At 38.0% G+C, this 22,446-nt stretch carries 17 protein-coding genes and 1 tRNA gene; 6 read left to right on the top strand and 12 right to left on the bottom strand.

What is annotated here, in order from left to right; translation table 11 throughout:
• The first annotated feature begins 161 nt into the window (after positions 1–161).
• The 3 genes from nrdA to yfaE all read left to right on the top strand — a co-directional run bounded on the left by nrdA (position 162) and on the right by yfaE (position 3,912).
• Positions 162–2,444, top strand: a complete 2,283-nt coding sequence (gene nrdA / locus WNY79_RS07995; RefSeq protein ID WP_024600256.1) for a class 1a ribonucleoside-diphosphate reductase subunit alpha — start codon at positions 162–164, stop codon at positions 2,442–2,444.
• Positions 2,445–2,509: 65 nt separating this feature from the next.
• Positions 2,510–3,640 (top strand): class Ia ribonucleoside-diphosphate reductase subunit beta, encoded by a 1,131-nt coding sequence (gene nrdB, locus WNY79_RS07990; RefSeq protein WP_002961159.1) that lies wholly within the window; start codon positions 2,510–2,512, stop codon positions 3,638–3,640.
• Positions 3,640–3,912, top strand: a complete 273-nt coding sequence (yfaE, locus tag WNY79_RS07985; RefSeq protein ID WP_007583035.1) for a class I ribonucleotide reductase maintenance protein YfaE — start codon at positions 3,640–3,642, stop codon at positions 3,910–3,912. The genes nrdB and yfaE overlap by 1 nt, the downstream gene beginning before the upstream one ends.
• Positions 3,913–3,991: 79 nt before the next feature.
• Here the strand turns inward: yfaE and pbpC are convergent, their stop codons facing one another.
• From pbpC to WNY79_RS07965, 4 genes are all read right to left on the bottom strand, one after another.
• On the bottom strand, positions 3,992–6,337 hold the full coding sequence (gene pbpC / locus WNY79_RS07980; protein ID WP_231616734.1) for a penicillin-binding protein 1C: 2,346 nt from the start codon (positions 6,335–6,337) through the stop codon (positions 3,992–3,994).
• Between the two features lie 16 nt (positions 6,338–6,353).
• Positions 6,354–12,278, bottom strand: a complete 5,925-nt coding sequence (locus WNY79_RS07975; protein WP_342875590.1) for an alpha-2-macroglobulin — start codon at positions 12,276–12,278, stop codon at positions 6,354–6,356.
• 65 nt (positions 12,279–12,343) lie between these two features.
• Positions 12,344–12,940, bottom strand: a complete 597-nt coding sequence (locus WNY79_RS07970; RefSeq protein ID WP_342875589.1) for a DUF1287 domain-containing protein — start codon at positions 12,938–12,940, stop codon at positions 12,344–12,346.
• A gap of 27 nt (positions 12,941–12,967) precedes the next feature.
• Positions 12,968–13,441, bottom strand: coding sequence for a hypothetical protein (locus tag WNY79_RS07965; RefSeq protein WP_342875588.1), 474 nt, complete (start codon positions 13,439–13,441; stop codon positions 12,968–12,970).
• A 284-nt stretch (positions 13,442–13,725) separates the two neighbouring features.
• Here WNY79_RS07965 and WNY79_RS07960 point away from each other — a divergent pair, with 284 nt between their 5' ends.
• Positions 13,726–14,721, top strand: coding sequence for an alpha/beta hydrolase (locus WNY79_RS07960; RefSeq protein ID WP_342875587.1), 996 nt, complete (start codon positions 13,726–13,728; stop codon positions 14,719–14,721).
• A gap of 136 nt (positions 14,722–14,857) precedes the next feature.
• Here WNY79_RS07960 and WNY79_RS07955 read toward each other — a convergent pair whose 3' ends face one another.
• Positions 14,858–15,286, bottom strand: a complete 429-nt coding sequence (locus tag WNY79_RS07955; RefSeq protein ID WP_024600261.1) for a hypothetical protein — start codon at positions 15,284–15,286, stop codon at positions 14,858–14,860.
• A 199-nt stretch (positions 15,287–15,485) separates the two neighbouring features.
• On the bottom strand, positions 15,486–15,665 hold the full coding sequence (locus WNY79_RS07950; RefSeq protein ID WP_024592379.1) for a hypothetical protein: 180 nt from the start codon (positions 15,663–15,665) through the stop codon (positions 15,486–15,488).
• A 282-nt stretch (positions 15,666–15,947) separates the two neighbouring features.
• Here WNY79_RS07950 and WNY79_RS07945 point away from each other — a divergent pair, with 282 nt between their 5' ends.
• Together WNY79_RS07945 and WNY79_RS07940 are read left to right on the top strand one after the other, a co-directional pair.
• Entirely contained in the window at positions 15,948–16,337 is a 390-nt protein-coding gene (locus WNY79_RS07945) for a YkgJ family cysteine cluster protein (protein ID WP_182736467.1), read from the top strand.
• A 215-nt stretch (positions 16,338–16,552) separates the two neighbouring features.
• Positions 16,553–18,937, top strand: a complete 2,385-nt coding sequence (locus WNY79_RS07940; protein WP_342875586.1) for a TonB-dependent receptor — start codon at positions 16,553–16,555, stop codon at positions 18,935–18,937.
• A gap of 156 nt (positions 18,938–19,093) precedes the next feature.
• On the opposite strand, the gene WNY79_RS07935 is transcribed toward WNY79_RS07940, so the two are convergent.
• The 6 genes from WNY79_RS07935 to WNY79_RS07910 form a co-directional block, all read right to left on the bottom strand.
• Complete coding sequence (locus WNY79_RS07935; protein ID WP_024600265.1) at positions 19,094–19,714, bottom strand: FKBP-type peptidyl-prolyl cis-trans isomerase; 621 nt, start codon at positions 19,712–19,714, stop codon at positions 19,094–19,096.
• Positions 19,715–19,783: 69 nt separating this feature from the next.
• Positions 19,784–20,170 carry a hypothetical protein gene (locus WNY79_RS07930; RefSeq protein WP_083707547.1) on the bottom strand — a complete coding sequence of 129 codons (387 nt, stop codon included), beginning with the start codon at positions 20,168–20,170 and terminating at the stop codon, positions 19,784–19,786.
• Between the two features lie 53 nt (positions 20,171–20,223).
• Positions 20,224–20,314, bottom strand: a tRNA-Ser gene (locus WNY79_RS07925).
• 158 nt (positions 20,315–20,472) lie between these two features.
• Positions 20,473–20,850, bottom strand: coding sequence for a hypothetical protein (locus WNY79_RS07920; RefSeq protein ID WP_007582705.1), 378 nt, complete (start codon positions 20,848–20,850; stop codon positions 20,473–20,475).
• A 203-nt stretch (positions 20,851–21,053) separates the two neighbouring features.
• Positions 21,054–21,602, bottom strand: a complete 549-nt coding sequence (locus WNY79_RS07915) for an NAD(P)H nitroreductase (RefSeq protein WP_170070976.1) — start codon at positions 21,600–21,602, stop codon at positions 21,054–21,056.
• Between the two features lie 127 nt (positions 21,603–21,729).
• Positions 21,730–22,413, bottom strand: coding sequence for a DoxX family protein (locus WNY79_RS07910; RefSeq protein ID WP_342875585.1), 684 nt, complete (start codon positions 22,411–22,413; stop codon positions 21,730–21,732).
• Positions 22,414–22,446: the final 33 nt, after the last annotated feature.

Below are 22,446 nucleotides of genomic sequence, written 5' to 3'. Positions count from 1 at the left end.
ATCTTGTGATCTCTAAATTGAACAACACCAGATATTGTGGCCAAATGTTATTCAATTAAATTCGCCAATACGGTGAAACCTATAATAAATGAGTATGTACCTTGCTTCGGCGAGGTATAAAGCATTGGTCAAAATACATAATTCCCAAGGAATACAGGCAAATGAACCAACAGTTATCTGTAAGCAAACGTGACGGGCGCAAAGAGCCACTTGATCTGGATAAGATCCATCGCGTTATTGAATGGGCCGCCGAAGGTTTAAATAACGTTTCGGTTTCGCAAGTTGAATTAAAATCGCACATTCAGTTTTACGACGGTATTCGTACCAAAGACATCCACGAAACCATCATTAAAGCAGCAGCGGATCAGATTTCAAAAGAATCGCCTGATTATCAATACTTAGCTGCACGTTTAGCTGTATTCCATTTACGTAAAAAAGCGTATGGTCAATTTGAACCACCACGTTTATTTGACCACGTAACAAAAATGGTTGGCGATAAACGCTACGATGCTCACTTATTAGTAGATTACACAGAGCAAGAATTAGACGAGCTTGATGCATACCTTGATCATTCTCGCGATCTTAACTTTAGCTACGCAGCTGTAAAACAGCTTGAAGGCAAGTACCTCGTTCAAAACCGTGTATCGGGTGAAATATACGAAAGTGCACAGTTTTTATATATTTTAGTAGCAGCAAGCTTATTTTCAGACTACCCACGTGAAACACGTACTGATTACATCAAACGTTTTTACGACGCGGTATCATTATTTAAAATATCTCTACCAACGCCAATTATGTCAGGTGTACGTACGCCTACTCGCCAGTTTAGCTCGTGTGTATTAATTGAATGTGGCGACAGCCTTGATTCAATTAACGCTACATCGTCTGCAATCGTTAAATACGTATCACAACGCGCAGGTATTGGTATTAACGCTGGTCGAATTCGTGCTTTAGGTAGCCATATTCGTAACGGCGAAGCGTACCATACAGGTTGTATTCCTTTTTATAAGCACTTTCAAACAGCCGTTAAAAGTTGTTCGCAAGGTGGTGTACGCGGCGGCGCTGCAACTTTGTTCTACCCGCTTTGGCATCTAGAAGTAGAGAACCTACTTGTACTTAAAAATAACCGTGGTGTAGACGACAACCGCGTTCGTCACCTTGATTACGGCGTACAGTTTAATAAACTAATGTATTCTCGTTTAATTAAAGATGACTACATTACATTATTTAGCCCATCAGATGTGCCTGGCCTTTACGATGCATTTTTTGAAGACCAAGCTGAGTTTGACGCACTTTACGTAAAATACGAACAAGACGAGTCTATTCGTAAAAAACGTATTAAAGCCATTGAGCTTTTCTCTATGTTTGCGCAAGAACGTGCAAGTACAGGTCGTATTTATTTACAAAATGTTGATCACTGTAATACACACAGCCCATTCATTTCTAAAGTTGCGCCAATTCGCCAATCTAACTTATGTTTAGAAATTGCATTGCCAACTAAGCCACTTAACAACGTAAATGACGAAGAAGGCGAAATTGCCCTTTGTACACTGTCTGCGTTTAACTTAGGTGCAATAGAATCACTTGATGAGCTTGAAGAGCTAGCTGAACTTGCAGTACGCGCACTTGATAACTTACTTGATTTCCAAGACTACCCTGTACCGGCGGCTAAAAATGCAACTATGGGTCGTCGAACGTTAGGTATAGGCGTAATTAACTACGCTTACTACCTAGCTAAAAACGGTAAGCGTTATTCAGATGGTAGCGCAAATGCATTAACACATAAAACCTTTGAAGCTATTCAATATTACTTAATGAAGGCATCAAACGAGCTTGCTAAAGAGCGTGGCGCATGTCCTAAGTTTAACGAAACAACGTACTCTCAAGGCATTATGCCAACAGATACGTACAAACGTGATTTAGATAAAATTTGTGATGAGCCACTTCATCTTGACTGGGATACACTACGTGCAAATATTAAAGAGCACGGTATGCGTAACTCAACACTAAGTGCATTAATGCCATCAGAAACATCGTCGCAAATCTCTAATGCAACTAACGGTATCGAGCCACCACGTGGACATATTAGCGTTAAAGCAAGTAAAGACGGTATTTTAAAACAAGTTGTTCCTGAGTATGAGCGTTTAAAAGATCAGTACGAGTTACTATGGGACATTCCATCAAACGATGGTTACTTGCAGCTTGTTGGCATAATGCAAAAATTTGTTGACCAAACAATTTCTGCAAATACAAATTATGATCCAAACAAGTTCGAAGGCGGTAAAGTACCTATGCAAGTCTTATTAAAAGACTTACTAAGCGCGTACAAACTAGGTGTTAAAACCTTGTATTACCACAATACTCGCGATGGCGCCTCAGATTCACAAGAAGATGCTCCAGAAGTGGAAGATGACGATTGTGAAGGCGGCGCGTGTAAAATATAACTGCTGATTTTTATTTTAAGCGGGCATTTAGCCCGCTTTTTCTGATAGTTTTTTGAGTGATAAACATGTCTTATACTACTTTTAGCCGAAACCATAATAACCAAATGCAAGAGCCAATGTTTTTTGGCCAAACTGTAAACGTATCTCGTTACGACCAACAAAAATACCCAATTTTTGAAAAGTTAATTGAAAAGCAACTGTCTTTCTTTTGGCGTCCTGAGGAAGTAGATGTAAGTAAAGACCGTTTAGACTTTCAAGCATTACCAGATCACGAAAAGCATATATTTTTAAGCAACTTAAAATACCAAACACTGCTTGATAGTGTACAAGGTCGTTCGCCAAACGTGGCTCTACTTCCAATCGTATCGCTACCAGAGCTTGAAACATGGATAGAAACATGGGCGTTCAGTGAAACAATTCACAGCCGCTCATACACACATATTATCCGTAACGTAACACAAGCACCTGAGCTTATTTTTGATGACATTGTTAGCAACGATAAAATTAGCGAACGTGCTGATGCCGTAACTAAATACTACGATGACTTAATTAACTCTGTTTCGCTTTACAACTTATACGGTGAAGGCAAACACGAGATTAACGGTAAAACAGTTATCATTAATTTATTTGAGCTTAAAAAGAAGCTTTACCTTGCAATGATGTCTGTAAATATTCTTGAAGCAATTCGCTTTTACGTAAGCTTTGCATGTTCGTTTGCGTTTGCTGAGCGCGAGCTAATGGAAGGTAACGCTAAAATCATCAAGCTAATTGCACGCGATGAAGCACTTCACCTTTCGGGTACTCAGCATATTTTAAACATTATGCAAGACGGTAAAGATGACCCAGAAATGGCGATTGTTGCAGCCCAATGCCGCGACGAAGCGATTAAAATGTTTGTTGATGCTGCAGAGCAAGAAAAAGAGTGGGCTGAGTATTTATTTAAAGATGGTTCAATGATTGGCTTAAATAAACATATTTTATGTCAGTACGTTGAATACATTACTAATGCACGTATGACTGCCATTGGCTTGCCAGCACAATTTGAAAATAACAGTAACCCTATCCCATGGATAAACTCGTGGTTAGTGTCTGATAACGTGCAAGTAGCGCCTCAAGAAGCAGAAATTAGCTCATACCTTGTTGGTCAAATAGACTCTCAAGTTGATGCATCAGAATTTGGTGATTTTGATTTATAATGAGTGACAAGTCTACTGCAAGCATAACGCTTGCAGAAAACAGCCAGTGTATAGAATTTACCGCTGGCTGCCCTTCTCTTCTACAGTGCTTAGAATCCATGAAAATAGACGTTGCATTCCAATGCCGCGAAGGTTACTGCGGCGCCTGTAGAGCAACGTTAGTGTCAGGTAGTGTTGAATATAACGAAGAGCCACTTGCGTTTGTGCGCGAAGGCGAAATACTCCTGTGCTGCTGTAAACCCAATGGCAATGTAAGTATTAATTTAAAGTAGTCTAAACGCTAAATACAGTTTATAAACGCCAATCTAATTGTTTAATACCCGATAACTAGCTCTTTAGCTTATTTACGTATCACTGAACGAGCTTTACACGCATTGAAACTGATGCGCTACGCCCTAAATTATCAACCACTCTTACGTCAAATTCGCCTACTTGCGGGTGCCAGAAAAAAGGCGTATCTCGCTCTACTTTACCAACAAAGCTGTTATCTACAAACCAATATAAAATACGTGAGTCTGTATCTGTGATTGCGCTAAAAGGCAGGCCTTCTTGCTTCAATTTACTGGCTCTTATCGTGTAGCTAATTAAATTACTCGGGGATGTAATACTCGGTGCTGAGCCTCGTGTACTCGTGTCATTAATTAAGCATGAATCTAAATAAGGTGGAGGCTGGCGTTTAACAATGCCTGCTTGTTTAAATAATCTGACTAAGTCAGATGGCCAAAATTCATAAACTGCCTTTGTAGTTGTAGATTCAACATACTGACAAGCACGTAATCCCGATACTTTATCAATATAAATTTCACGATGTACATCGGACACTTTAATTGGCGACTTACCTGGAATAAAAAGCCCTTTTTCTGTTTTAGGGCAATGCACATCAGGTAAATCACCTGTTGTTGAACAAATATCTACTTCTGTAATATTTAAACCACCTGGTTTTATATTGCCTTTGATTAAGCCGTAACTATCTAATGAACGTATTATTTCAAAAAATAAAGGCGCGGCTGCTTGTCGCCCAATAAACGATGGGTGCCCTTCTCCTGAGAAATTACCGACCCATGTAGCTAAAACATACGGACCAACAATACCTACTGACCATGCATCGCGAAAAGCAAATGAAGTACCTGTTTTCCAATATACAGGATATGATTGTCTTCTTTCTTTTTGAAATGAAATTTCATCAACTGCACTATTTTTACTTAGCATTTGTAAAGTCAGGTAGGCTGCCTCTGGGCTGATGAGTTGCTTGATATGATTGTTTTGATTATTTGGGTTGTTTTGGTTAATAACAGTGGCGTCTTTTTTTAATATAACTTCATCCTTATACACCCCTAAATTAGCTAACATAGCGTATAACTTAACGAGCTCTAGCATCGTTACTTCACTGCCGCCCAGCGCAAGCGCTAAACCATAAAACTCTTTGGGCTGAAGCTTTTTAACATCGGCTGCAACGAGTAAATCGTATAGCCCAACTTTTTGTAAGCGATACATCAAATTAACAGCAGGCACATTACGGCTCAGCACTAGCGATTCAGTAGCCGATATAGGCCCTAAAAACTGCTGATCGTAATTCTCTGGTGTATATCCTCCAAAGCGTTTGGGGGCATCTTTTACAAGCGTTAATGGATGAATTAACCCTTCGTCTATAGCAAGCGCATAAATAAATGGTTTAAGGGTTGAACCTGGTGAACGTTTAGCTCTTACACCATTTACTTGACCGCTAATGTCATTATTAAAAAAATCCACAGAGCCTAATTCAGCAACTACTTCCATAGTTTTATAATTTAGTAAAATAGCAGACGTATTACTGAGCCCGTCTCTATGCCTGCGATTAATGTAATTTCTTGCATGGCGCTGAAGTAAGTTTTGTAAATTAAGGCCTATCGACGTTTTATATTCTCCAGGCTTTAGGTGCGGGTACTCGCTTTGTAAATTGTCAATAAAATGTGGAGCTTCAAAAGGCAAGTCTGAAGAGGCATATACCTTTATCGGTAATTGCATAGCTGCTAGCCAATGTTTATCGTCTGGGTGGGTTTCAAGCCAACGAGTAAACAGTTTTTTTCTTGTTTCTAGCAATACCAGTTTAGCCGATTTTTTAATGGGATTTCGTTTGGTTGGGTTTTGCGGGATTAAGCTAAGTAATAATGACTCAGGTAAATTAAGATCAATAGCTGGTTTCTTAAAATAAATTAAACTGGCTGCACCAACACCTTCAATATTTGATCCATAAGGCGCTAAGTTAAAATACGCCTCGAGTATTTGGTTTTTACTGTAGTGTCTCTCAATTTGTAACGCTCGAAGTATTTGTTCTACTTTTCCAAAAATAACATGCGTGTTCATCCCAAAGTGCAACCGGGCTACTTGCATTGTTATTGTTGACGCACCGACTCGGTGACTTCTTTTAATATAGCTAGTATAAAACGCATTTATTAAAGCAATAAAATCGATACCAATATGCTCATAAAAGTCTTGGTCTTCATACAATAAAGTAGCTTGTTGAACGCTCAAAGGAATTTTATCTATTGGCGTCCATAATCTATATCTATCGTCTGCGGCTAAATTTAAACGAAGTAATTTATCACTGCTATCGTAAAAAGCCGTTGAGTAAGCATTGGGCTGGGTAATATCAGGCTTTGGAGTAAACAAATACAACAGCACTGCAAGCAGTGCTGTTGTAAAAAAAGCCGTTTTCATTATAAAACTAAACTTTTTATTTAGCGGCGGTAACATCAAAACGACCCGATTTTGAGTGCGCTTTAATACTTAAATCATACATAGATTCAGCATAAGCCGATGGCACTACAAAGCTGCCAGATGTAGTAGCCTTAATCTTGTAAGTAAGCTCAGTCATGCTATCGCCAAAGCTGCCATACAATATAACGCGATCCTCTCGTATATCTTTATAATCAGAGGTCCAGCGATTATAACTATTGCGAACGCTGTCTCTGAGTACTTCAAACCCACCAGGTAGTAAATCAATAACAGCAACATCCGAAATATTTTTACCCGTTGTACTACGCACTCGTAATACAACGTTTAGTTCTTGACCTTGAACAGCGGTGGTTATCACATTACCTTTATCGTCTTGGTATTCTCTGACAACTTCTAAACCATTACTTAATGACTTTTGTGGCACGTTTGTATCAAAACCAGCTTGGCTCATCATGTAAAATGAGCGAGGTGGCGCTAATACATCAAGCGTTTTAACGTCATTTAAAAACGAGGCTTTAGGATAAGGTGTATAGGTTATGTCTAATGCCTCTTTTTCTGCCATTGTCGTTGTTGCCATTATTTTTACATCTTCAGGCTGGGCTTGTGATAACGCAACTTTTGAGTATGCCGTCATAGCAAGTACAGACCAAGCAGACGACAACGTGTTGTAGTCTCCTTTAAAAATAGGGTCAACGACATTAAACAAATCATCTTTAGTTAACTGCTTTAAGCGAGCAGGAAAATGTTTTGATAACAAATAAATATACTGTCCGTCGTGAGCTAAACGTGAGTCGTAAGCGCCCCAATTATCGTGCTGGGTATCTTGCCCAATTTTATAGCTATTGATCAGTGCTTGCGCTTTATCGCTTGCACGTAATAGCTGATAAGTTGCGCCCATAAACGCGGACGTTATATCTTGTTGCCATACTTTGCTATTACTCGCATTTACACTTTTTTCTAAATCAGATAAGTAATTAGTTGTTACCTCACCTTGTCGTGTTAGCAAATAAATAGCATAAGCGCGGTTTCTGTCATTCGTCTCTAAAGTTCCGCTCGCTATACTGCGCACACCTTCAAAACCACTGTTCCACATATCATAAGGTATTGCTACGCCCGCTTCTTTTGCATCTAATAAAAAATGCATAACATAAAGAGAAGAATAAATAGATGCACTAGAATTACCCGGCCATAACATAAATCTGCCATCAGGTAACTGACGTTGACGAAGGGTATCTATTAAGTTGTTTATACGCTCATGTTTATAAGATACATTGCCCATATAACTTGGGTGTTCTAAATAACTCAGCACCGGAAACACACTACTCACTACTTGCTCGGTACACATATGAGGAAAGTTATCTAAATAACTAATAAGACCATCAACAAGCGCTAACGGGCTTTGTGAAGCGGTAATATTATTTTGTGATAAGTTAGGATATAGCTGTCTCGAAACCACTATTTCTTTTTTACCTGATTCACTAAAGCCACTTTCAAAGCTACTAACAAATGCAACCGCAGGGCGCACACTTAACGTTGCCGTGCGTTGGCTAACATTGTCACCCGATAACGCAGTAAATGTAATTGATGCAGCGCCAAGCTTATCAAGCACTTTCACTCTAAACGTTAATGTGTCTTCTGATTTTTCATCAATATTTAGCGTTAATTTTTTATCGCTTATTATTTCAATGTTGCTTGAAGTAAGCGCTTCTACCGTAATTGGCAGTTGTTTACCTGAATCCTCAACGCCATTAGCAATACCAAGTACAATATTAAACTCATCGCCTGGTGCTGCTGTCGTTAATACATTAGGAGTTAATACAAAGGGCCCTTTCACAAGTGTTGTACTTTCTTTAACACCAACACCCTCGTCATTTACGGCAATAGCAATTACACGTACCTGACCTGCAAAAGTATCTGGGATAGTAAACGTATGTTTTTTCGTTTTAGCATCAGCCGATAAAATACCAGACCAAAATGCGACTGGTTTTTGTACCTTACGAGAAAACGGGTTAAGTTGCTTGCTCTTGCGGTTCATTGCCATTGATTCTGCATAACCACCACCCGCAGCTGCAAGCTCTTGCACTAGTTTAAATTCAGGTAAAATAAGATCAACAATTTGCATGGTACTGACTTCTAAAGCACGTTTTTGTAAGAAGTGATTTAACGGCTTTGGCGTCCGATAATTCGCCACTTGTAAAATACCTTCATCTACAGCAAATAACAGAACACGTGAAGGTGATTTGGCACTATATGAAATGACTAAATCGTCACCTGGTTTTACTTTATCAGGTATGTTTACGTCAAAATCTATTGCGCGTTTACTACGATCAATCGCAAATGGTTTAACTGCGTAGCTTAATGGGCTTGTAAATATTTCTTTCGATTCAAGGCTTCGAACAAATGAAACATTAACATACGCATTGCCTTCTATCCCTTGAGGTAACGTTATGGTTTGTATGCTACTTGTTGTTTTACTCTCAAACCATTTAAAAGCGTGTACTTTATTAGTTTCAATTGTAATTAAACCCGAGCCAACATAAGGCGCTACAATACTTATTTCAATTGTTTCGCCCGGTTTGTAATCCGGTTTATTTAATTGAACTTGCAGTTCAGCATTCTTTTCAAGCTTACCCGCTAAGTTACCCGTGCCGGTTATCGTAAATGATACCCTACTAACGGTATTCCCTTTTCCATCAACGAGTTCTATTAAGTAATCACCTGGTTCAGCAGTGGGTAATTCGTAGTTTGCGCCATCTTGTTTAATGTAAAACGGATTGCTTGATACCTGTTTGTTTTTTCTAACCGATTGGTACTTATAAGTGCCGTTATTTTGTTGCACCAACGTAGATACATATTGTTGTTCTATTAAATTTAGCGATAAATCATCACGAGCTACTTGCTCAGTTTCTGAATTAATATTAATAAATTTTACAACACGTTTTGACTCTTTTGATATGTAGCTTAAATCGCCATCGGCTTTATAACCAACTAACTGCTCAACGGGTGAAACAAGCACCGAGCTGCTTGCACGAACACTTTTACCACCGCCTTCTTCATACCCTTGTACTGCAAAATTTAACTGATAAGTACCTGCCTCATAGCGAGTTAAGTCAATATCAAATTCTGCCTTGCCTTGTTCATCAGTTTTGGTTTCGGTTAATGATTCATAACTGTGTCTAATATTTTTTCCTTCACTGTGGGGATCAGAAAACACATAATCTTTGTATTCATTAAAGTAAAAACCAGCTGGAGATAAATGTAAATCAGCAGTAACACGTCTATTTTGAGCAGGTGTACCAAATAAGTTTTGAAGGCTCACCAATGCTTTAAATTTTGAGCTGTTTACCCACCCCTTTGCAGATGATTGAGAAAATTGACTACTAATTTTCAATCTATCGGGTACAAACTCTTCAACTTTAAACTGAGTACTGCCTAATTGGTCGCGGCTATTATTATTTTTAATAAGTTGAACCGATACATAATACGTTCCGGTATTGGCGCTATTTTGTGTTTTAAAGTCAAAATCAAGCAATCCATACTTATCTAAGCTCACTCGTTTATTATAAACAGTTGTCCCTTTAGGATCGGTAATTATAAGTTCAAGCGGTATATCGCCCAGTTTTGCAAAGTTTTGTTGCTTCACAATCGTGGCAAGTTTAACACTATCGCCTGGTCGATAAATTCCACGGTCAGAAAAAACAAACGCATCTATTTTATTACTACCACTGAGCCCAGAACTTACACCGCCGGTATCAAACCGAGAGTAGTTAACCATTCGAGCATAGCGATTATAAGGAATAAAAGACATGTCACTTTTAGTTTCGACTACAAAAGCAACGGGAGTTTGATCATCAGTAAACCACGTTGTGTTGTCGAAAAATGCGTGCCCGTCAGAATCTGTTTTAGCATTTAAAATAACTAATCCGTTTTTACCCAATAACGACACCTTCGCTTTTGCTACCGGTTTTCCTGTTTCAATAGATTGGACAAATATATCGCGAGATCCATCTGCATTATTTTTTACCAAAATACCTAAATCAGTAATAAGGATAAGTCGTTTTTCTTGGGGTCCATATACGTAATTATCTTCTGTATTTAACGCTTGAGCATTTATAAAAAATAAGCCTAAACCAACTGACTCATTATACTTACTACTCAAATCAATAGATGAATAGACCGCTTTTTTAGGGTGCTCCGATTTTAAATTAACTTGTCTGGTAAAAATTGAACTTATGTTTTCTTCTGTAAAGTAATAATTATTAAATTCTGGATTAGAAATATCACCACTGGTTTGACTTATAAGGTGGTTAATTTGATTGGCTTCTACCCTACCTACTTTAACTTGAAGTGCGTTTACACCGCGGGTCAAAAATGACAATTTATGATCGCCATTTTTTGATAATATAGACCCTTTAGACATAATATTTACTTGTGTCGGATAAGCCGGCGTATCTAAAATAGTGTCGTATTTATTCACCATCCTAAACTCACCCGTCGACTTCAATCCCTTATCAATCGCGATATAAACTTGCTGGTTTTGAGGGGCGTCAAACGTAAAACTGTGTAACTTAGCGGTATCTTGCGCGGTAGGAATCGCATTTAACTTAACTTTTTGAGATTGCTTAAGCACTGCATCAGTAACCTCTCGTGGACTACCGAAGTACTTATAATTACCTTTTGAATCTTTAGTCGGTAATACGTAAGCAACTGTTTTACTAACCACATCTTGCGATGAAATATCATCTGTGAAGTCTAAAACAAGTGTTTGTTCGGGCTCCCCTTGCGTATTTTTTACCATCAACACATTGGCAGTATTTACTCTAAAAAAGCTATTTACACTTGGGATCAACACGGCGTCTTTAATCTCTACTGTTGTTTGAGAAGGACCCATAACCGGCTTTACACCGCTATTAAGAACAAAATACAGATAGCTTTCGGTATCTTGAATACGTATTTGCTCTGAAGTAATGTAAATCTCTCGTTGATGCTTGTCGTAAGTAACATCAAATTTGTATTGTGCTAGTTCGTTTTTGCCATCTTGCTCAAGCGATTGAGTCAGCTTTAAATTATTTTTTATGGTGCTTATATCTGTTGGGTGAGTCGCTTTTAATGTTGCAATCACCTTGTGACTTTTTTTAACGTTAGGATCTTGATAAAAAGCGAGTGAGCTAAGCGTTAGTTCAAAATCGGGAGTTTTAAATACATGCTCATTATCGCTTAGATGTATATCACTTTTAAAAATAGATGAATCAAAACGTACCTTATATTCTTGCCCTGCTGACCAATCTTGTTTTGGGATAAATTTAAGCTGGCTTTCACTATTCCAAGACCACTGTCCAATTAGCTCAGGCGTGACTTTTATACCTGTGGGAATCACTTTGCCAACAAGCGCAAGCTTGGCCACAGAGTAAGACACTGCATCCGTGTTTTCTACATCATCTAAAACGGGAGTAAAATCAATATAAAGCGGTTCAGGGTTTAAAACATCAGATAAAGTGGTAACAGCAGGTGTAGAGTGAGTTGCTTTGTAACTAATTGGCTGTGGTAAGGAAAGAAAAAAACAATAGCCTGCTATAATTAATATCAACATTAGCACGGCGCTAAAAAATGCTGTTTTGCGCTCTTTAGCAAACCTAAGCACATTATTTATAGCAGTAATTAACCATTTCGGTTTATGCCAAATAATGACACCAAATACATTTAAAATAACAAAAAATGTGGTCAGTAAAACCCACACACTGCCAACTGTTTTTTCGGTTACATTCACGTTGCCAAGTAAGCTTGCAACCAAACTAAACAAACCCGTTCCTATGGCTGAAAAAGCAATACTCATAAATAAACTAGCTATTTTGGGAGCGAGTTTACTTTGTTTAAGATTAACCTCTTTTGGGTTAGCCTCTTTTGAATCGGTTTTTGTATTCACGTTCAAAATCCTTTTTATTTATACTGCAATATCAATAAATGAGAGAACTCATACTTATAATCTGGTTATTTATATTCTTGTGGGACGAAACGGTAATGCCCCGTAATTTTAAAATCGAAAAGCATGTCGCTTTTTTCAGGTCCTCGACCAATATTATGAACGATTAATGGATTCCCTGTGTCTTTTGCTAACTCATTCACAACCATACCAATGTGCGGCACATTACCTGGCAGCATCCACGTTACAATGTCACCCGTTTTATAGTCGTTCACGTTACTTGATTTAGCGAGCACTTGGCCATGATTTTTAAAGTAAGCCTGTAAGTTTGGCACACGGCGGTGGTCTATATTTTTATCCGGTTTGGTTAAACCCCAAATACGCTTAGAGGGATATAGCTCAAAGCTTTTTAACATGTCCTCATGCACAAGCTTTTGCAAATCAATACCTAAAAGTCGATATGATCGAATAACTACATCGGTACACACCCCTACATTATTAGCGGGCACATCGCCACCCGGATAAGTAATAGAGCGATAAGACCCATCATAGGTAACGTTATGTGTTGTTCTTTCAAGTAACGCAGCCACAATATCGTCATCAAACGATGCCGCATAGGCATTTACACTCAGTAAGCTCAGTAAAAAAACAGTAAAGCGTGTCATATGCAATCCTTTGAAAATGTTAATTAACTACAACGCTTGAACCACGAGTTCAGGCACGTTTATTTTCTTGCCATTATTTGTAAAGTGCTTATCAAGACCATACGCCATGACTTCAAGTGGCGCAGCATCATAACCAACCTGCTGAATTTCGGTTATGTAACGCAACATAAAAGCCTCGGCGCCAAGTTCACTCCATTGGGCTACGTGAACAAGTTCATGAAAATGCACAGCTAAATTATCAGCTACGTAAGGAAGCATGTAATAAGTGTTTTTGTATGTAGTACCTGCGGCATCCATGTCAATAAAATCGTCTAATCCCATTTCACGCAAAAAAGGAAAGTTAGGTTTGGGTATTTCATCGACAATAACGTAAAAGGCATTTTTTAAAAATTCGACAGGATAAAACCCTGCAAACTCACTGGCAAATTTCTCACAGCTAATTCTTTGGGTTTTATATTTAATATTTGTTGCATCAATCCATTGTTCTATTTGTTCGAGCACGTCCTTCCTCCAAAATACTCACTTAACATTGTATAAATGTTGTAAGCCAACAACTCAATTATAACAAAAGTAAATTAACGAATCTCTTTTTAAAGTACAAAAAGCTGCTAAAAAACCACTTACCCTCTAATCAACTATATATTTGGTAATGTGCTTTAAAAGCACAGGTATTGTTACTGTGTCCTTATTAGTAGTAACTTGTAATTATTAACTGAATGCAATTGTGTAAATAACGGGTCTGGTAAATTAATAAAGCGTCATTACCAAAAATAACGAGTTTACTTATGCCCCCAGATATACAAAAAAGCCTTAAAGTAAAACCTGCTCACATCATCTCATTTATTGTGTTTTTACTAGTTTCAATGTCTACGCTTACCGCTCAGGTATATGCCGCTGATGCTGTATGGCCTTCAAAAACCGCTTACAAATATGCAAATGTAAACGGTAAAAAGATATTTTACCGAGAAGCTGGCATGCAACATAAGCAAACCATTGTGCTTTTACATGGCTATCCGTCGTCTTCACACAGCTACCGAGAATTGATCCCGCTTTTATCAGGTCGTTATCATGTAATTGCACCCGATTATTTAGGTTCAGGATACAGCGAACGCCCAAACCCAGAAACTCAAAAATATACGTTTGAATTACTAGCTCAATACGTTGAAGGGTTACTAACAACGCTTAAAGTAAAGAGATACAGCCTATATATACAAGACTTTGGGGCACCTGTAGGCTTTAGAATGTTGTTAAATAATCCTAATAAACTTGATGCACTTATTGTACAAAATGGTAATGCGTATTTAGATGGACTAACCGTAGCGAGGCAAGCGTTTTTTAAAGCCGCGAATGAGGATAGTTCGAAAGCTCAGCAAGATAAAATTTATTCGTTCACGTCTGAACAAGCTATTATTAATAAGCAGTATTTACGAGACGTACAAAGTAACCCAGAAGTGATGAGCCCAGATAGCTGGACGCACGATCTTCACTTTTTACAAACCAAATCTGATAGAGTAATTCAAGTACAGCTACTACAAGATTACTACAACAACCTTCTCGACTATCCAGAGTGGCAAGCTTATTTACGCAAGTACCAACCACCAACGTTAATTGTATGGGGTAAAAATGACCCTGCGTTTATAGCCGCAGGCGCTAAAGCATACTTAAAAGATGTACCGAGCGCTGAACTACATTTACTCGATTCAGGGCACTTTAGCGTTGAAGAAAAACCAGTAGAAATTGCAAAGTACATTGTCGATTTTATGAATAAGCTAGCTCAATAGTAAGCCTTTTCTTTTGGTTTAGTATTTATAGCGAACATAAAAAAGCGCTGAGGGTATAAACCATCAGCGCTTTATTAAGCTCAAGCTAAATCCACAAAAATCACATTTAATATGGATAAGTTATGCTTTTATGTATTTAACCTTCTTCTTCAATAAGCGACTCTAGTAGGTCGTGTATCTCAGCTTTAAGCTCTTTGTCTTCAATTTTATTGGCGCTGACTTTAGCATTTTGAAGGTTTTTAATAGCTTCATCTTTTTGGCCAAGCTCAAGCTGTAATGTAGCCATTGAAAAAGAAACCGACGACATGTGATCTTTGTTATTAATCGCAATCGACTTTTCTAATGCTTTTTCGTAAGTAGTGATTGCCTCTTCTAACTCTTCGGTAAAATCAGCTAAGGTTTCCCATTGTACAGGGTGATCTTTTGAGGTGTTTTCGTTTTCAATACAAATAGCTTTTAACTCTGCAAATAACGACTCAAACTTTTCACGGTTATTTTTGTTAGCCGCCGCCATTAAATCTTCTGCAAGGTCGTGTACCGCTTTATATACTTTTGTGTTCATCATCACTGGTTATCCTTTAATGCAGCTAAACTTATTTATTCACTCAATTTAGCTAAAATGTATCATTACAGTCATTATAAAATGTATTTTAACAACTGATTTATTTAATTTGGTGTATAGCGTAATAATACATTAATAATGAACATCGCGTAGGCGTTAAACACTCTGTGATTAAACTTTATCGCAATTTCTCTTGGTAAACTTACACGCTGAATAAACTTGCAACCCAATCCAACGTAAAAATGGTCGTAAACACTTTAAGTGCAATGACAACTAAAAATAATAGGATGATTGCCGCTTTAGCTTTGCTACTTTTAAGATTGTTCCAATACAATAACTTTGCATTAAATTCTGTTTTTAACTTAGTAACAGCCTCTTTCATAATAACGCCCTGCTTAGGTATCTGCGCTCAGCAACATTTAACAATCACACAATTGCTCAAGCGGGGTTTGTAACATTTTTCGCTACCTTTAGAGTAAACCATTAAATAAAGCCTGTACTATATAAAATGTAACAAGAGGTTTTAACAAGTTATTGTATCTAACTATTGTTTAAGCACCCAAAAATTAAAGGATAGGTAAATTCAGTAGAGCGTTAATAATAAATTTGGTGCTACACTAATAAATAACTTAAATTCGTTAACAGCCAACTAAATTAGCCAATTATGAAAGAATGCAACCAGTGTGGTAAATGCTGTATTAAATATGGCGGTGGCGATTTAAGCGCAACGAAAGAAGAAATAGATTTATGGGAGCTTTTTAACCCCGAAATTTATGAATACGTTAAAAACTACGAAATTTGGTTTGACCCAAAAACAGGCTTAAGACTTCAAGTGTGCCCATTTTTAGAAATTGCGCCCAAAAAAGATCCACTCGCTAAAAACATGTATACCTGCAGCATTTACCTCGACCGCCCAGAAGACTGCCGCCACTACCCTAGTCTTATTTCAGAGATGATCCGCGACGAATGCGAAATGATTGAATCTGTAGATATAACAAACCAGACAAGAGCGCAGCATAAACTAGATGCGATAATGATAGATAGCCGCTATTAAATACATAGAATTACCAGCTAGCGCTATGAGTTATTCGGCCATATGGATAAGTTTTCTATTCACAAACCTATTATTTGAATTTCTATAATATTGGCTTAATCGTCATTTTTAGATTATTCATCGCAAAATACAAAGTTATACTATAACATTGTTGATTCGTTAATTTTGCGGTGTTATATTATATCACAACATAATAACCACGAACCAATATATCCATGACAAAGTTAACATTAATCTCCTCTGCTATTTTTTCTGTTTTATGTTCTCAATCAGCTTTGGCTGCAACCGTTACTGGTAAAGTAATGGATGATAAAAATCAACCAATTAAAAATGCCTCTATCCATGTTCATGGCAAAAACCAAAGCGTAAAAAGTAATGATTTAGGCGAGTTTGCTATCGAAATCGATGCAAACAGCCAATTACATATTAGTAAAGACAACTACATAGACTCTCGTATTGCTGTTACCGAATCTTCAAACAATCTGTCTGTATCACTTAAACCAACATCGGTTGAAACAGTGGTTGTTTATGCCTCTGCACTTCATAAAAACAGCTTAGAAATGATATCGCCAGTAAGCGTGCTCTCAGGTGATGAATTAAGAAATAAATCTAAACCAACACTTGGCGAAACTCTTAAAGGTTTACCCGGCGTAAATGCAAGTTACTTTGGCCCAGTATCATCAAGCCCGATTATTCGCGGTTTAGATGGCCCTCGCGTTAAAATCACACAAAATGGATTAGATGCCAGCGATGCATCGCGTATTGGCCCAGACCACGCGACATCAAGCGACAGCCTAGCGGCAGAACAAATTGAAGTATTACGCGGTCCAAGCACCCTACTTTATGGCTCTGGTGCAATTGGTGGCGTTGTAAACGTGGTTGATAACCGTATTCCTACTAGCAATATCGACGAGCTTACAGGTGCAGCTGAATACAGCCACGATACTGTATCTAACGCAAATACAGTTGCTGCAAAACTTGAAACCGGTAATGAGGGTTTTAACTTTCATTTTGATGGTACAAAACGCAGCGGCGATGATTACCAAACACCAAACTTTACTATCACCGATGATGATGGCGATGTCGAAAAAGAAGATTCAGTAGAGAATACCTTTATTGATAGCGAAACGCTTAACTTTGGTACTAGCTATGTTGGAGAGCACCTAACGGTTGGTTTTTCTTACGGTAGCATTGATACCGATTACGGGATTCCGGGACATGAACATCACCACGAGCATGATCACGAAGGCGAAACTGAAGAAGAACACGAAGAGCATGAAGATGAAGAGGCTGAAGAAGCCGTTTATGCACATTTAGAGCAAGACCGTTGGCAGGGTTTAATAAGCTATGCACTGCATAACAATTGGATTGAAACCATTAACCTACGTGTTGGCTATACCGATTACTCGCATAGCGAAATTGAAGACGGTGCTATTGGTACAACTTTTACCAATAAAACCACTGAAGCACGCTTAAATGTAGAACATAAATTTGCTGATTGGCATGGCATGGTTGGCTATCACTACAGCGACTCTGATTACGATGCAATTGGTGAAGAAGCATTTACACCAGCAAGTGTAACGACAACTAATGCACTTTATTTATTAGAAGAACGTGAATTTGGTGATGTAACCGTTGAACTTGGCGCGCGTATCGAAGATTACAAAATAGAAAGCCAAATTTCGGAAGTTGAGCATGGTCATGATCACGACGATGACGAAGCTGAAGAAGAACACGACGAAGAAACACTTGGTTACAGTCAAAGCTTTACTAATTTAAGTGTATCAGCGGGTGCAATATGGCAGTACAAACCGGGCCATAGTATTGCGACAAGTATTTCTCATTCAGAGCGAGCTCCACTTTCTGCAGAGCTTTTGTCAAATGGTTTACACATTGCAACAGGTACGTATGAGCTTGGCCTTGGTTACAACATTGAAGGTAATGAAGCGCATTTTGAGCCTGAAAATATTAAGCAAGAAACTTCAACTAACTTAGATTTAAGCTTTAGACGTTTTAGCGGTGATTTTGGTTACACAGTTAACTTTTTCTATAACGATATTAAAAACTTCTACTTCCAAAAAAATACAGGTTTAGTTTACGATGAAGAAGATGGTTTAGAATCTGCTATTGGTGCACATGATGATGCCGTTGCGGTTTATCAGTTTACCAGCAAAGATGCAGAGCTATATGGTATTGAATTTGATGCTCACTATCAAATTACATCAAGCGCTATGGTTAAAGTATTTGGTGACTCAACTCGTGCAAAACTTAAAGATGATGAAGGTAACCTACCGCGTATTCCAGCCAATAAATTAGGCTCGGAGCTGCAATATGATTTAGGTGATTTACAACTAACGCTTACAGGTACTCATTACTTTGATCAAAACGATGTAACTGCGTTTGAAACACAAACCGATGGTTATACGTTATTTGACGCGCAAGCTAATTACCAACTTGATTTAGGTGCGGTAGATGCACAACTTTATATAAATGTAGATAACATTACCGACGAGTTAGGTTTTGTACATAGCTCATTTATTAAAGATAAAGCACCGTTACCTGGCAGAAACTTTCGCTTTGGTATCCGCGGTTATTTTTAATAGCTAACAAATACCTCTTTACTTTATATATTTAAAAACCGCATTTTATTAATGCGGTTTTTTATTTTTAGCATACATAAAGTTCTTAAATTACAGACACAAAAAAGCCGCGTTCAAATTGAACACGGCTTTTTAAATTCTTAATTAATATTTAAATTAAGAAAGGATTTCGTGTAACTCAACATCAAATACAAGCGTTGAGAAAGGTGCGATTGCAGCACCTGCGCCACGTTCACCATAAGCTAGCTCATGAGGAACGTAGATACGCCATTTAGTACCTACAGGCATCATTTGTAATGCTTCAGTCCAACCTTTGATCACGCCACCAACTGGAAATTCAGCAGGTTGACCGCGCTCGTATGAGCTATCAAAAACAGTACCGTTTACTAGTGTACCGTGGTAATCAACACGTACTGTAGACTCAGCTGTTGGCTTTTCGCCTTCGCCAGTTGCTAATACTTCATATTGAAGACCAGACTCAGTTACTGTGATTTCAGGACGTTTTGCGTTTTCTTCTAAGAATGCAATACCTTCCGCAGAAAGTACTTTTGACTCTTCTTCACGACGAGCTTGAATCTCTTCGTTAATTTTTTCGAATGCAGCTTGGATCTCAGGGATCTCAACTTGAAAAGCGCTACCAGCGTACGCATCTTTCATGCCTTCAAATACTGAATTTAGGTTTAAGCCTTCAAAAGGATTAGACTTAAGTTGTTCACCCATTTGTAAGCCAATACCGTAACTTGCTTTTTCAGCATCTGTAGTAAAATTATCTGACATAATGTGTTTTTCACGTTTTGTTAGTTAAAAGACGCATATATGCTATCACAAAATAAACCGTGTTTGGGGCTAGTTTTTGCTGAGTTTCACCTTAATTAGGCCAACAATGTAGCTACAAAGCGGTAAACTGAATAAAATTCCAGCAAGTAAAGGAATTGCTAGCAATGCTGACTCACCAAACAGTAAATAAGGTACGCCAAGGAGTCCTACACAACCAATAAAAATAGAACCGATTACCGGCCAATGTTTGTCGTATTTGGTAATTAGATGAGCAGCTAAAATATTAAAGCCCACACAATAAACTAAAGCGGTAATAAGAGAATTTTCTGGCTGTGCGTCACTCGCCATTTTGACTAATAAAGTAATGGCACTTTGATAGCAGTAACCAAACACAGTCCATAATAAAACATGCTTTATTAATTGCTGCGAGGTTGAAAGGTTTGTTGCTTTTGTCACTTACTAAACTCCACAAAGCAAAAAACCGCCCATAAGGCGGTTTCTTTAAATAATGGTGGAGAGATAGGGATTTGAACCCTAGATGGGCTATAAACCCATGCCGGTTTTCAAGACCGGTGCATTCGACCACTCTGCCATCTCTCCGCACGGCGCGAATAATATGGCTAAATACGTAACTTGTAAAGAGCTAAATATAAATTAATATAAAATATTAATTTATTGGATGAAATACATCCACTTTGTTATTTTATTAAGCTATTCACTTTAATGAAAGTCTAGTTAATGGACTAAAATGAAACGCATTAATAATATTGTTTTGGTCTGCGAGCAATCCAAGAACAAATTAAACAAGCCAATATACTCAGTGCAGTAAAGGTAACGCCTTGAAAAATTAAATCAAATCGATTTAAATCATCACTTGGTACTACAACAAACATAAAAGCAGGTAGCACACTAAGCGATAAAACGTAGCAGCATACTTTAAATGCACGCCCGAAGTCGAAACGTTTGGACTGGTGCATCCACCATGTTAACAACACAAGCATACCCATTGCTGAACCGGCTATGAAATGTGATGCGTTTGTGCTCATTGCAACATACAGTGTTACAAAAGCACCAATGATTCCCCAAATTGACCATGCTAGCCAATTCTCTTTTTCACGTAAAAATAAATTTCCCATAGTTTTCGTCTTCTTTATCGTTATTTTTATTAAGACTTTCCATAATGTATCAAAAAACAACCGATTAAAAAACAAACTGAAGAAGATTTAGTAAATTTAGTGCTTCCAAGCGCTTCTTACAGCCAAGCCATTAACTTTTGAATAATACTCTTTGTAACCTTAATGAATTATGACTATGTAAATTGCGCAAAGTTCATACTATTTCACAAATTACTAAAATAGTGTTCTGGCTTATGGCGAGGCGACTTTTTACAATCGACTTCTGGTGTACCTATATATAAATACCCTACTATTTCATCTTGCTCATGTAAGTTAAGCGCTTTTTTAACTGCTGCACTTTGTGCAAAGTAGCCTGTACGCCAAACACCACCTAATCCTTGAGCGAATGCAGCTTGTTGCATCGCAAGTACGCTGCACCCTGCGCTTTGTACTTGTTCTATTCGAGGAACTTTTGGGTGTTCTTGATATTTAGCAATTGCTATTACAATCATAGGCGCACGAAGGGGAAGCTCTTTAGCACGATTAATTACTTTTTCTGCCTGTTGCTCTGCTACCGCACTTTGATGGTAAATTTCACCTAGTTTATCGCGTGCATCACCTTGAGCAACAATAAACTGCCAAGGCGCAATACAACCATGATCAGGAACACGTAATGCTGCTTGCTTAATTATGTCGAGCTGCTCAGGCGTAGGACCCGGCTCTGTTAGTTTAGAGTCTGATTGGCGGGTAAGTAAAAGCTCGATAGCGTTCATAACGATTCCTCAAAATTCAAAACGCTAGAGTAACATTTAAAACCTTAATAAATAAATACTGGGAGTCTAAAACGTAAAACAGCCGCACAAAATGGGTTTATGCGGCCTTTTTTTAATAGGTTTAGCGCTATTGATTTAAAATATTTCGCTTTAACCAGTAATCAATACTAACAAAGCGCCCTCCTCCCATAAAAAATAAGCTAAGGAGCATTGCAAAGTATATTGCCGAAAATTCTATACCATTATTTAAAATAGAGGGTTTGCCTTTTTCGTAGAGATAATCAGGAAAACCGTGTTCTTCAACTAAGCCACGAATTTTTTCTATTCGCTCTTGTACTTCTAATGAGTTTTCGAGGCTTTCTTTAGCGCCCGGAATTGATAACCAATTGAGTACTTGTGCAGCGCTTGTTTCTGGATTAGTTGGCGCAATTGCAAACCAACCATTATGCCAATGCACTGATGTTGCAGCAACGACCATTGTGAACATGAGCGGAATACTGACCAAACGAGTTAAAAGGCCAAGTAATAAAAACCAACCCCCTAAAAACTCACTCCAACCCGCTAAAAAGGCTAGTAAGTCTGGAAACGGTAATCCTAAACCCCATTCATTATTACCAAACCATTGAACTACATCTGGAGATGCTAAAAAGTTATCGAAAAAACTTTCTGCTTCACCGCTTATAGCAAGTTTGTTATAACCTGCAATGATCATAACCGGGGCTAAAATTAAGCGAAATAGCAATGCAGGTAAACCATCTAAAAATGATAATTTACTCAATATTGCATCGTAAAGGCTGGTTAGTTTATTCATGCGTATCCTGTGTGTTCAATGTTTATTAAGTTA

This window comes from Pseudoalteromonas sp. AS84, assembly GCF_038900255.1.
Lineage (GTDB): Bacteria > Pseudomonadota > Gammaproteobacteria > Enterobacterales > Alteromonadaceae > Pseudoalteromonas.
Note: the sequence above shows the minus strand (reverse complement) of the source record. Positions and strands in the feature narration are given on the sequence as shown.